This is a genomic window from Spiroplasma endosymbiont of Stenodema calcarata, assembly GCF_964031205.1.
Lineage (GTDB): Bacteria > Bacillota_I > Bacilli_A > Mycoplasmatales > Mycoplasmataceae > Spiroplasma.
Genome location: NZ_OZ035018.1, coordinates 517,351 through 531,742, shown reverse-complemented (window position 1 = coordinate 531,742; position 14,392 = coordinate 517,351). Strand labels below are relative to the sequence as shown.

General features: G+C 25.9%; 10 protein-coding genes. All 10 read right to left on the bottom strand.

Annotated elements, in window-relative coordinates; genetic code table 4:
* Positions 1-63: 63 nt before the first annotated feature.
* A complete protein-coding gene (locus ACQH24_RS02850; protein WP_425380505.1) occupies positions 64-2,646 on the bottom strand; it encodes an endo-beta-N-acetylglucosaminidase in 2,583 nt (860 codons plus the stop codon).
* A 5-nt stretch (positions 2,647-2,651) separates the two neighbouring features.
* A complete protein-coding gene (locus ACQH24_RS02845) occupies positions 2,652-3,557 on the bottom strand; it encodes a hypothetical protein (protein ID WP_425380504.1) in 906 nt (301 codons plus the stop codon).
* A complete protein-coding gene (locus ACQH24_RS02840) occupies positions 3,541-4,275 on the bottom strand; it encodes an ATP-binding cassette domain-containing protein (protein ID WP_425380503.1) in 735 nt (244 codons plus the stop codon). The genes ACQH24_RS02845 and ACQH24_RS02840 overlap by 17 nt, the downstream gene beginning before the upstream one ends.
* A 132-nt stretch (positions 4,276-4,407) precedes the next feature.
* A complete protein-coding gene (locus ACQH24_RS02835) occupies positions 4,408-4,653 on the bottom strand; it encodes a glycine radical domain-containing protein (RefSeq protein ID WP_425380502.1) in 246 nt (81 codons plus the stop codon).
* Between the two features lie 108 nt (positions 4,654-4,761).
* Complete coding sequence (locus tag ACQH24_RS02830; RefSeq protein ID WP_425380501.1) at positions 4,762-6,372, bottom strand: hypothetical protein; 1,611 nt, start codon at positions 6,370-6,372, stop codon at positions 4,762-4,764.
* A gap of 24 nt (positions 6,373-6,396) precedes the next feature.
* Entirely contained in the window at positions 6,397-7,845 is a 1,449-nt protein-coding gene (locus ACQH24_RS02825; protein ID WP_425380500.1) for a hypothetical protein, read from the bottom strand.
* Complete coding sequence (locus tag ACQH24_RS02820; RefSeq protein WP_425380499.1) at positions 7,778-8,800, bottom strand: ATP-binding cassette domain-containing protein; 1,023 nt, start codon at positions 8,798-8,800, stop codon at positions 7,778-7,780. Before ACQH24_RS02820 ends, ACQH24_RS02825 begins: the two co-directional genes overlap by 68 nt.
* Before the next feature lie 15 nt (positions 8,801-8,815).
* Positions 8,816-10,630 carry an ABC transporter permease gene (locus tag ACQH24_RS02815; RefSeq protein ID WP_425380498.1) on the bottom strand — a complete coding sequence of 605 codons (1,815 nt, stop codon included), beginning with the start codon at positions 10,628-10,630 and terminating at the stop codon, positions 8,816-8,818.
* An 11-nt stretch (positions 10,631-10,641) separates the two neighbouring features.
* On the bottom strand, positions 10,642-12,462 hold the full coding sequence (locus ACQH24_RS02810; RefSeq protein ID WP_425380497.1) for a lipoprotein: 1,821 nt from the start codon (positions 12,460-12,462) through the stop codon (positions 10,642-10,644).
* 22 nt (positions 12,463-12,484) lie between these two features.
* A complete protein-coding gene (locus ACQH24_RS02805; RefSeq protein WP_425380496.1) occupies positions 12,485-14,290 on the bottom strand; it encodes a hypothetical protein in 1,806 nt (601 codons plus the stop codon).
* Positions 14,291-14,392 lie beyond the last annotated feature (102 nt).

Below are 14,392 nucleotides of genomic sequence, written 5' to 3'. Positions count from 1 at the left end.
GAAAAGATGAGTTAAATATGATTAGTACTGTTCTTGGTATATATCATTTTTTCGCGGCTAACTTTACACAACAATATTTCAACTTTGATAAACTGGTTCAACAGTTTGATGTTTCAAAATTGGTCGCAAAATAATTTTTGCTCCTGATAATAACTGTAAATTTTTTACATAATAATTATTATTCATTGTTTCTCCTAATCGATAATATTTATTATTACTTGCTAAATAAACTTCATAATAAGCAATTTCATCCCAATAACCTGCATTAATAGTTCAATTCAAACGAAAACTAGTTAAATTTTCACGTTTAATGGCATACTCTGAACTTAAATTATTAATATACGGTGGAATTGGATCAGCATTGTTATTTTTCTGATCAGAATAATTAATACTGAATTCCCCAACATTAACTTTAAAAGCTTCACCTTTGCCACCTGTTGGGTCTAATGCCAAACCAATTTTGGCAATTTTTTCATCATTATGCAAAGTAAGGTACTGATTTAAATTAGTTTTAAAAGTAATTCATCCATTATTATCTTCTTCAAGGCGATCAGCTTTTACTTCTTTTTCATTGCCATCATCCAATGTCACTGCTAATTTTATGTCAAACTTTTTTGCTAAATCAGCTAACGTTAGGGTTTTATTATTGGCATCAATAATTTTATAACGAATACTAATATTTTTATCGGTTTCACTATAATTTGTACCCATAATGTTTCAAATAATTTTATTATTAAAAATCCCGGGTGGAATAGCCCCTGTTTTCTTATCCACCTTGTCAAAACTTCCCCCAATTGCAATTGAGTTTCCTTTTTGATATGGTTCATAATAATCATAATAACCAGTTAATGCTGGGGCCTGTTTTTTAGTAACACTATCATGAATATCTCATTTATATGTTAACTGTGTATCAGCAAGACGGCGATTATTTCATGGATAATTATCAATCACATGATGATCAGCAGTAACAAATTTTCGCCCTTGGCCAGTTGAAAAATTAGTTTTAAATTCAGATAAAGCACCCGGGTCTTTATCAAATAAAACAGTATTTTCTAATACTAAATTTCCAATCCCAAAACTATAATTATCAACTGGATAAGCTGGATCTCATGACACTGACCCTTGATCAGTGTCACTTAAAAAACGATTTCGACCAGTAAAAACCATATCATCATAATAATTTTGATAAATTGTTGCATAAGTATCATCTGCTAAAGTAAGGGGGTGTTTTAAATTTTCTAAATACATATTTGCTAAATCATGTGCTGTTTGCGCAGCAAAAGTTGTAATTGAATTACGATTTATACCACTAAAAGTTCATTTATTTGCAAAAAGATCATTTTTTTCTTGGTTTCAATTAGTATATGGTTTGCCATTAGGATCTAAATGATTCTGTGTTAACTCCGTAATATTTCGTGTGCCAATTCGTTGTTCCTTATAAAAAATTTTGCCCCCAACTCATCCACCAAGATTGTACATATTATATGTATCAAAGCTGTTATATTCAGGATGACTTTGATTTCAAGCTGCTGAATCATTTGGTCACACATAAAAATCTTGGACATATTTACCATCGGAAGCAGTTGCTAACCCCGCGGCATCTTCATCTCGAATTTTATCTTTGTCATAAGCTAATGTTCCTTGATTTTTATATGTAATCATTTCCAAGTTTTTAATTACTGGGTCATTACTTGCTTTTACTTTGGCCATAAATTGTTTAACAATTTCAATTGAAATCTTATTATCCATAATTGTTCCATTCGGTGCACTACCATTTGGTTCATTATTATAAAATCAACCATCAAAACCAAGATATTTTGCCATTTTAATTAAGATATCAACAATTTTATAATTGCCTTGATTGTCTCGAGCAATATAATCGCGTAACATATTTTTTACTAAACCATGATAACCATCTAAATAAATACTACCATAAATTTTTGATCCATTAATATGAGCGGCGTCAACGGCATCTGCTGCAGGCGGAACAATAATTCCTTCGTCCGCTGCTCCGGCTCAAGCAGTAAAACCATCTAAGTATTGTCAATTATTAAAATTATTTCCAAACATTCTTTTGCTACCAACAATACTATTTGTACCACTTGTACTTTGAACTGCTAAACCAAGATTTAAAACTTTTACATGTTGGTCTTGAGTTTTTGTTCATTTATTTGCAACTTTTTTTGTTTTTAATAAGGGGATATCAGCTTGATTATATTTTAAATCATGATCAGTGGTTTCATTTCAATCTAAAATGCTATTAATTTTTTCATATAAATAGTATTTGTTCTTCTCTCCAAAATCACGACGAAAATTACCATTTGGTAAAAACGCTGAATTTAATGGTACTCCCGTGACAGCTTGCTTTTTAATACTTTTTTGATTTTTAAATCCTGTATTAAAATTTAAATAATCAATATAACGTCCGCTTGGCGTTAATGGTAAATCACCAGATGGAATTGCTTTAGCTTGATTTAAATAATTAATTTCATTATATTGTTTAAAGTATGGTTCTTCTTCTTGTCAGTTATAATCTGGTAATGTTGCTAAATTAATTCCTAAAAAATTTGTTTGACAAGCAATTAAACTTAATGTTGTCCCATTAATTAAAGTTGCTGCTCCTAAAACATACAATAGTTTTTTCATTGTTGTTATCCCCTATTATTCCAGTTAAATAAAAATAATGACGTAACGAATAGACCAGTACAATATCCTAACCCACCAAAAATTGGCCCATAAATATTATTAAAACTAACAGTGATTAAGACTGAAACTGGTTTAGATAAAAAATAATTAATATTGCCATCAGATGTGGCATAGAATGTTGTTCAAGCCCCATATTTTTGTGGCACAAAATAACTAATAATAACTGTTATTTTTGAGCCTGCCATTGTTGACGGCGATAAAAATAAATCAGAAAAAAAAACCGTGAAAATTAAAATTATAATAATCAAACTTTGTGTTAATGAAATACTTTTCAATGCTCCTGCAATTAAAGTAGCAATACCTATACTTGCTAAAACAACGATTGATGCACCTAAAAAGAATCCCGCTCAAGCACTAAATGCTTCACCAAATGATCCATAACTTAAAAAACTAAATGCTTCTAAAAAATCATTTGTTCCACTGGGTGAATAAATTGCATTAATCGTTAACATTACGATTGCACCAAATAAAATTGCTGACATCCCAATTACATAACCAATAATTCAAATTGCAAGTAAAAATTGTGATTTACTCGTCCCGATTACATGAATTCGTTTTAAAAAAATCGAAGCTTTTCATTCCGAAATTAATGTATTTAATAAAATAGCAATACCAAAACCAGGAATAAGTAATAATCCCATAATTAATGGTGGTAATAATTTGTTAGCACCTCCAAATGATTGAAACATATAAACCCCTAACATAAAAACAATTGGCACAATGTAAACATAAATATATGTTCGCAAATTTTTAAATACAGAAGCAAATAATAATCTTAAATTTTTTGCTAAAAAAGTATTAAACTCAAAATAATTTTGCTTAAAACTTTTTTTGTTAATTTTTAAACTCATCTTGAAGATTCTCCTTTTCTTTTAATTTTGTATAATAATCTTCCATAAATTTACGAACTGTTCCATAAGTTGCTAAAATTTTAGTTAAAGGTAAATCATAAATAATATGGCCATTTTCAAGTACAATAACACGCTCGCATAGTTTTTCAACCTCTTCAGGAATATGGGAGACCATTAATAAAGTTGCTTGATGATGATTTAAATAATTTTGAAAAAATTGAATTAGTTGAATTTGCATATTTAAATCTAAACTAGTAATTAACTCATCTAAAATAATAATTTCGGGAGTATTAATCACACTTAACATCGCATTAAAACGTTGCCGCTGTCCTCCTGATAAGTTGTTTAATTCTTTATTAATAAAGGTTTTAATTCCAAAGACTGATAATAATTCATTAAGCTCAGCATTATCATGTTCTTTTTTATTAATATAATAATTAATAATTGCTTTCGGAGTTAACCCCTTTGGCCAATAACCTTCTTGAAACTGTAATCCAATTTGTTTTATTTTAGGAACATTAGTATGAATTTTAATATGGCCCAGCGAAGGATTTGTAATTCCTGAAATTAATTCTACTAGTGTTGTTTTCCCCGATCCATTAGCTCCTAAAATTGCAATTTTTTCTCCCCTATTTATTTCTAAATTTAATTTTTCAATAATAATTTGGTTTTTAACTTTCTTCGTTAAATCTTTAATTTCAATGTGTTTTTTGCTCATAATGAATACATTATATAGAATAAAAAAAAAAAAAAAAAAGTCCTAAATTGATATATATTACAATAAAATTATATTTTTCTCTAAAAAAGAAAAAACTACTAAAGATTAGTAGTTTTTTAATCAATGATGATATTACATTCCTTCGTGGAAAGTTCTTGAAATAACATCTTCTTGTTGTTCTTTAGTTAATTTAACAAAATTGACAGCATATCCTGATACCCGAATTGTTAATTGTGGATATTGTTCTGGATGGTTTTGTGCTTCTCTCAACACATCACGATCTAAAACATTAACATTTAAATGATGACCGCCTTTTTGCATATAGCCATCTAGCATATTAACTAAATTATTAACTTGTGAATCCGATGCTTTCGTCATTATTACTCACTTCCTTTGCTATATCTATATTTTAACCTATTTTTTTGAAAATCCAATTATTATTTTGCAATAAAGATATTCCAATATTTATTAAGACTTTTATTTTTATTAACCATTTTTTAAAGTTAATTGTAATAAAACTTCAATTTTGTGTTTTTTATTAATATTACTATCTAATATTTTTTGGATTAACATTTTAATACTACTGTTTGTTTCAAAATCATTAAAAATAAAATTATTTATATTTAATTCTTTATCATTATCATCAACCATATTTAAATTAAAATATATCCCAACATTAATTGCTAAAAAATCTTTATCATCACTAATAATTATATAGTCCTGATATTTTTCTTTGTTTTCATTAAATTTTAGCAATGGCAAAACTTCAACAATAGTTAATGAGGGAAAGGCTTCAATTGCTTTTGCTTTTAACAAATTAATTAGATTCCTTTGCAAATTAGTAACAAAGATTGCCTTTTGCGTTACTAAATGATTAACAATTGGCCAAGTATGAACATACGATAATAAAACAAGAGTAAACTCCAAATAATTTCGTGTCGATAACTTTTTATCAATACAATACTCAATATTTATCAGATTTTCATAACATATTTTAAATAGCTTTTGGTATTCAACTTTATGATTAATAAAATTTTGTTTAAAAACAATTGGAGAATCATCAAATAAAAAATAATTTCATTGTTGTTTAAAAAAATGAACATAACTTAATAAATCAGAAAGTGCTAATTGTTTATCGGTTAAATAACCAAGTGATTCCATATTATCTAGCATTTCAATCAAAGCCTTCTTAACTTGTAACATTTCAGGATTAACAAGGTTTTCTTCTGGTACAATATCATAACGATTTAACATTAACATTCCTAAAAAATTTATTTCAAATTGATTATTATCAAATGTTACTCCAAATGCTTGTTGTAATTCATCAATAATTTTAGCGGCAATTTGAAATGACTCAAAATGAAAGTATTGATGATTTTCAATAAAATTCTTTTTAAGATCAAAATCTTTTCGTTCATTTGTAATTGTTAACATTAAAAAATATAAGAGTAAACTATACGTATTAAAATCTAAATCCATTAGTAAAATTTGATCATGATATTTTGTTAAAATATAACAAATCTTTTGATATTCTTTTTCTGAATATATTAATTTTAATTTTGAAAACATACAGTTTAATATTAATTTTTTACTATTATGATTATTATTAATATAAATTGCCAAATTAACAATTAACTTACGAATTGCTAATAAATTACCATCTAAATAATAACCCTCACCCTTATTTCGAATTACAATATCAGTATTATATTGACTTAAAATATGATTTAATTTCGCCACATTTTTAAAAACACTGCTGAGACTAATTTCAAAAATTTTTCGTAATTCATTAACTTTCGTATATTTATTAATTATAAATAAAATCATAAAAATAATAAGTTGATTTTTTGCTGTAATAAAAACATTTCTTTCATTAACAATGATATTATAAATTTTAAAAAACTCATCTTTTTGTAAATTATTAATATCTAAAGTTAATTTTTTTGTTGCTAAATAATTATTAATATGTTTTAAATGGTAATAAAAATAACTCTTTGACATCTTATTATCATTTAAAAAACTTTGAACATTTTTAAATGGCATATCAATCCGAAGCTTAATAAGTTCTAAGATCTCTAAATCTTTATAATCCACCATAACTATTATCTCCCTTACTTAATATTAAGCAAAAATCACTTGTCAAGTACAATATCCTTTTATGCGTGCTTTGGGATTTTGCTCATTTTTATTTCCCGAAAATTTTATTGTTACTTGATTAAACTGTAAAAATTTACCTGGTTCAATTCCATTAAAAGAAATTGTATAATCATTTTCCATATTTGTTTTACCCTGTTTTGCATAGTACATTTTTTGCGAAATAAAAATATTTTGTGCAATGTAATTAAGAAACTGATAAATTCTTTGACATTCTTGTTCTGTTAAGGGTTTTGTTTTATCAACCCCATAAAAATTAACAGCGTCACCATAACCATCTAGTACCGCGTCATTACCATTGTCCGAACTATATAAAACAATTGTAATCCGTTTGCTATCAGTTGTTCGTCATGTCATTGGTTTTAAATAAACTGTCAAAAATGTATCTGTTAAATTTCCTGGCACTAATGCTGGAATAGTAACAGAATAATCAATTCCTACTTGTAAATAACTATCTTTTCATTCTAGAGAAATAGTATTTTTTATTATCGATAATAATTTTTGATAATTTGTTGTTACTTCCTGATTTGTCACATGCCTCGCATCTGCAACCTTAAAAGCATAATAATCAAGTAATGCTATATTTCTTAAATCATATTTTGTTGACTTGTTTATTAATCAAATTTTTATTTTTTTGGTTCCTTTCAAATTACTATTTACACCTATAATTTTAACATCTAAATATTTTATATTGTCTGAATTTTTTACTAAAGTTACAAAATTTATATTATAATCACTATTAACTTGATATACAACATTCCCTCAATTATTTTGAACTGTTGTTTGAAAATATTGGCTTAATTTAGTTTTAATTTTTTCTAACTCTGCTGGATCAAAATCCTTAATTGTATTAATTTGATCAATATTTTTAACATATTCAGAATAATCATCAAGTTTTAATTTATCAAAGTCAATAACTGGTAAAAGACATTTAATAGACGTCGTATAAAACAATTTATTATCATTATAATCTCAAGTATAAATACCTGTTGAATTTAATTTTGGAGAAATTTTATAAAGCATAATTTTAAAATCCCCAGTTTTATTTGTTTGCTTCTCAGTACCTATCTCAATTAGAATCATTTTATCAGTTGGTGTTACCAAGGGATCTGTAACTAATAATTTATTAGATGGATTATTAAATTGAAACAACTGGTTGATAGAAATATTATTATTTGCGTTAACAGATAATGCTTGCATGATAAAAGAATCATTTTGATAAAAAATGTTATTATTAAAAACTTGATTTCAACCTTGAATTGTATCCTCGTTTTTTAATTGCGAAACAATAATATTATTATTACTATTATTATTACTATTATTATTACTATTATTACCAGGATGGCAACTAATCGTTACCATTGATAGAGGACTTGCGAGGGCGATAACTCCGAAAATGTTTAATAGTCTTTTCATTCTTTCCTTTCTCCTTTGTTAACTGTGATTGCTCAGCATTATGGTGCTCTTGAAAATATCCTAATCGTGCTAATTTTAGTTTTAATTGTGCCAAATCATTTTTAATTTCCTTTAAATAAATCACAGTAAGCTTATTTTTTAATGTATATAAAAAGAACTCATTTAAATTCATATTATAGGCCATTGTAGCAATAAATTCCTCATTTTTGGGATGGAAAATAAATGAAATATTATGGTCTTGAAAATATTTTATAAGTAGTTTATTATTTGAAACTTTAATCCGATAATCAGCATTTTGACGAAATAAGTCATATGACCCACTATAAAGCATTTTCCCATCGCTAATGATTGTACAATCATCAATAATTGATTCAAGTTCATCAATCATATGGGTTGTCAAAAAAATTGTTTTACCAAGTTGTTTTTGTAATACTAAAAATTGATAAAACCGAACTCGATTTTTATAATCCAGATTAGCACCTGGTTCATCAAAAATCATAATTGCTGGATTGTTAATCATTGAATGAATAATCATAATTCGATTTTTCATTCCTGATGAATAGGATTTTAATTTTTTATGACGGTGTTCTCATAAACCAAAATATAACATTAAATTTTTAATATTATATTGTAAATAACTTTTTGAAATGGTTGATAAATCACCTAATAAATTTAAAAATTTATACGCTGTTAATTCGCTGGGAAATTCTTCAAGGTTAGTTGAAAATCCCAATTTTAATTTAGCCTTTGCTTTTGTTGCATTGTAATTGTCTATTAAAATTTTACCCTTGTAAGTTGGTAATGCTCCAATAATTGATTTAATAATAACTGATTTACCACTACCAGATTCACCAATTAAAGCATGCAAGGTACCACTATTAACTTTAAAATTAATATTTTTTAAAGAAAAATTTTTAAACTTTTGTTGATAATTTTTTACTTCAATTGTTGCCAATATTTTCACCTCACTTTAAGAAATTTTTTTATAACGCCAAACTACTAATGAACCTAGATAAAAACAGCAGCTTAAAATCACATATGCATAAATAACAACATTATTATTTTGCACTGTTTTTAAATTATCAAACTCTATTCTTTGTTTATTATTAATTGTTAGCACATCCATCGGATAACTAAAAAAAGAATTTAACTCTTGATCAAAATTAATTTCCCCAATTAGATTTGGATCAAAGTAATAATCACCATAGTAACCTAATAAAAATGTTCATAATTGACAAAAATGTTCAAAAACATTAAATTTATTAATAATTTGATATTCATGCATAATATTTTGATATTTTTCAAATGATGGCACATTTCCATTAATATCTTGTTTTAAAGAATCATTGCGTAAATAATCTAAGTCAAGAACAATTTCTTTAACTGAATCTTCTAATGATCGGATTGCAAAAAATACAGGATTTAAAAACAAATTATTAAATTCGTCCCGTTCTTTTTGTCCAAAAACATAATCATTTGGGCGTAAGAAAACTTGGGTAATATCAGTTGTATCAATTACAGCATACTTGCTAATACCACTTGTATTTTTATACGAAATATATGATGAATTAGCTGGTTTAATTGATGGAAAATCATTTGGGCTGCTAACAAAATCCATTAGCTGATTTACTTTAATATTTATTGTATTCATAAAACCTGCAAGTCCATCATGATATTGCTTTTTATAATCATTAATCATTGCTAATAAATCATTTTCGACTGGAATATTACCAATTTTTTGACTAATTTGATTTTGCAATTGAGATAATGAAATAAAGCGGTGGTCTTGAATTAAGTAAATTGTCGATGGACCAACGATATCATTATGATCAAATCATGAAGTAACATTTGTATCAAATGATTTTACTAATTGATTGGGATCAATCAAACCTAAATCCTGATAAAATTGTCAACGATTTTCCTGATTATTTTGACTATTAAAATCTTTAATTTCCGTAAAATCTCATTTATTATAAAAGTCATCAAAAATTGCTTTTGTTAAATTTGGATATTTGATTAAATTATTTTCTAAAAATTTTTTAAAAGTAATTGCTTGGTTGACCTTCCTTAAACTAAGCGAAACATTTGAATCTGAATCAGTAAAATTGAAAGTAATATTTTCAATTTTATATTTAATTAAAGTATAAGGTAATCCCCCAAGAATAAATAAACTGCAAAAAATTGAAAATATTAGAAAGACTACTCTTGTATTAAATAACGTAACTAAAAAGACAACACTATTAATTAATAGAAAACTAAATAATAAACTAAATAAGAATAATTTTAAACATAATTTATTAAAAAAAATGATTAAGTTTAATTTTTTACTAACAATAAAAATATCACCAAGAACTAAAAAAATAATCACGGATATCATTATTAAAAATAATGTTGAAAAATAAATTACTAAATATTGAACAAAAATAATTGTTCGGCGGGAATAAGGTTTAGTTAATACCAGTAAGAAACTATTATCTTCAATTTGGTTACCAAATAATTTAATTGAAATTAACAAAATATATAAGTATAAAAAAATACAATAAAATAATAAAATAAAAAATTGTAAATTATTAATTGTGCTATATACATCAGTAGAAATCAAAAAGAAAATGATTGGACTAATTACAACATAAATCAATGTCAAAACCAGAATTAAAATAGTGGAAAGTGAAGCAAATATTTTATTAAATAAATAACGATATAATTTGTAAATATTTGCTTTCTTTAATTTTCCTTTTTTATTAGTTTTAACAGTGCCTAATAATACTTTAGTTTTTGTAATCATAGAATTTTAACTTAAATTTCTCCATAATAAATACCAGAAAAAATGAAACCAACCCCTGGTGCATCTGAAAGATTAAACATAAATCCACCCACATTGTAGTTAATGTGTGGCCACATTAATTCTTGGATCAATTTGTAATTTAAATGAAGGGCAATTTTACTTGTATCTATGGATGGAAAAATTTGATTAAAAATAAAATTTTCTCATTTTGATGAAATTGAAATTGAATAATCATATAATGTTGGAACCGTTGAATTAAATGATATACTATTTAAAATATTTTGGTCAATTTGAGGATATGTTGAGTTAATGTTTTGAATAATTTTATTTGTCATAGTACCAATGGCATCAGTAAATGTTTTATCAGGATTTTGAATGTAATTATTAAATTCATTTTGCCCACTCATTTTAAGCAAAAATCCTGTTATCCCAATACCCAGAGCTTCTGCGTATCTAATTGTCGCATTGTCTCAAAAGGATCCATTTTTAGCAAAAGTTTGCGTAGCAATATCAATAATATTCTTTTCATAATCATTAATTGTTGCATCATGTATAATGATAAATGGGATTTTTCATCTTGGTAATAAAACATTTTTATCTTCTCATTTTGTTAGTTCAACGCGACCAAAACTATAAATTTTATGAGTATCATAATCTGTTTTAAAATTTTGATTATTTCAAACAAGCTTGTCACCTTGAGGATCAACTCAGTCAGTTGTAAAAGTAGTATTCAATATATTTTGGAAGTCACTATTTCTTTTATCAAGATCACCAGAGATAGTTTCTTTAAAATCATTAGTACTATATTTCCCTGATTCATTTCCTAAAATATCTTCTGAATGAGTAAAATAATTTTTTGCAAAGTTATATCTATTAGGTTCTCAATTACCTAATTCATTTACTTCTTCCGGATATGTAACATTATCTAATTTAATGTCTTCTTCTTGTTGCTGAGATGCGTTAGCTAATTTTGAAATAAATTGCTCAGATAATACTTTTGATAAAATTCTTTCATTATTGTTAAAAGTAAAATTATAAATGGGATTTGGTCCTTTTTGAGGATCATAACTTAAAGTTATCTTTTGAATGAAATCTTTTACTTTATCAGCAGCATGAGTTACTAAAGAATAGAATGGAACATAACCATCATGATTGATAAGATAAAATTGAGTAGAATTTGTAGTAACTTTAATTGTTGTTTTTTTCAAAGATGCTAAATCAGTGTAAGTTAAATTAAAACTAAAGTTAGCAATTTGAATTGAAAATCAATACTTTAATTTAGTAATATCAGTTGTAGCATTAAAATGTGTTTTATAATCTTCTGCACTATCATAACCAAATAAAACATTTGGTGATTTTGATAAGTTCGGATTTCATCATAATGGTATTTTCTTATAAACTGTTTGATTATCAACAACAATTGCTGTTTCAGGTTTGATTCCTTTAAAATATTGGCCAATTGATTTATCATTAACTAATTTTGTATACACCACAGTTTTTAAAATATTGTTAAGATAATTATTTAATGGTGTAATAAATTCTGCTTGTGTAATTGTTTCTGCGCGATCATCATTATAACTAAAAGTTTTTTCTAAATCTGCTAAGTATGTACTAGCGGCAGAAATTAAATTACTATCAGTTAAATATGGTCCATCATTATTACCAACCTTTAAATATTGTTGTAAATAATATTGAACTTTATTTTTAATTAAATTTTGTATTACTGTTGAGTCATCGGAAGAATTACTTGCTTTATGATTACAAGCAACAACTGTCGATGTTGATACTCCAGTCAATGTAATTGAACCCAACAGACATAATAATTTTTTCATAGTTTTTTCTCCTTTTTCGAAATTAATAATATACTCGTGCTTTTGCAAACGAAGTTGGATTTAATCGAAAATTAAAACCAGCAATATCTAAATAGGCATACGCTTCAAATCAGTGTTGCACAGCTTCAAATAAAAGATGTTTCGCTTCATTATCACCTTCGTGGGTATATCAAGCATTATGATACTTTGCAATATTGTAATCAAAGATACTATTATAATTACCATAAAAATCTAAAATTTTTGTTGAACTTAAATCGATTTTTTTTGCATTTAAATCTGTTGTTAAACTGTCTTTTAAAAAATCTAATGCATTTAAAAATGTTTTTGAAGAACCATTTGCAGCATAATTATCAAATGTATTAGTACTTTTTAAATTAACAGAAAGCATTAAGTGGTTATGATCTATTCATGCAATATCTTCATTTGTTTCAATTTCGGCATTATCTCAAAAAGAACCACCTTGCGCAAACAAATTTGCCATTGTTTTTGTTAAATTTGAATATTCTTCTGTTCTTGATAAAGTTCGAGTAATAACAAAAGGAATTTTAATTTTTGGTAAAATAATATTATATAAAGATCAATTGTTCAAAACTATTGTTCCGAATTCAAAAGTATGATTTTGAATTTCAGTTGTTAAATGATAATCACTTGATGGATTTCATTTAAAATTTAAAATATCAGTATTTTTTCATGTTTTAATATCGTCAGTTAACTTTGCTGCAAAAACTTTATCCATTCCCAAAAGATCATTATTAAATTTTTCCGAAAATTGTGGAATTGCCGCACTTGGTTTGACTTTTGTTTTATCATCATAATTTAAGTATGCTTTTGAAAAATAATCATTATTGGCTGTCAAAGAATTGCTATCCGATAAATTATCTTGGCCAATATCATTATTATCATTATTATTAATGGTTGGATTATTAATTTTAAAATCTTGGGCATCATAATGTAAGGCACTAGTCAAGTAAGTTTCTAAATCATCAATTGATTTACGAATAAAAGTATTTTGACTATTTCGAAATGAAAAATTATTTCCTAAATTTCTTTGAATCATTGTATATTTTCCTAGTGCATCTGAAATTGGTTGAAAACTAGCATCAATTAATCGTTCTAAAAATTTTTTCCCAACTCCATCAACAACATATAAATTAGAGTTTACTAAATTAATTTGTCTAGTTTCAATTTTATTTGTAAATTGATTATAAAATGACAAATTAATAACTAAGTTTAATGTAATAAATCCCAATTTTGTAAAATGATCTTGAACTGAATTATAATAATCCGCTCACTTATTACGATTCTCATAGCCAAAAAGTTCAAGCCCCTTATCGCTGGTTCATCCATGCGGACCAGTTAAATCTGGTGATCAGTGATAAGGCAATTGATAAATGTGGGATTGTGAAGTATTTACTTTCAAAACATCACTGGCATTAACACCATTAATAAAATTTTTAATATCTGGATCACGTAAAAGTAAATTTGAAACAATCTGATTTTTTAATTGAACATTTACATAGTCCGCAATCTTATTAATAACTTTTTGATTCTGTAATTCGATTTTATTACTTTCTGTATAATTTTCATCTAAATTGTCAAGAACAATACTACCACCGGGTCCAAAATTACTATCCCCATCAATAACAGAATGTTGATCTCCCAATGAAAGAGCATTATTAGTAATTGTTTGAATTTTGTTTGTAAATTCATTAATAATTTGTGAATTATCATCTGTTGGTGAATTATTTTTTGCTGTACAAGAAACAACTGTTGTTAAACCAACTCCGGATAATGAAATTATTCCTAACATACTAAATAGTTTTTTCATTATTACCTCCTTTTGCTAAATAGCATTAATTTAATTTATTTAATAAATTAAATAACAAATATGCCCACCCCGCCGATAAATAAATTATCTTTACCCTTAAAT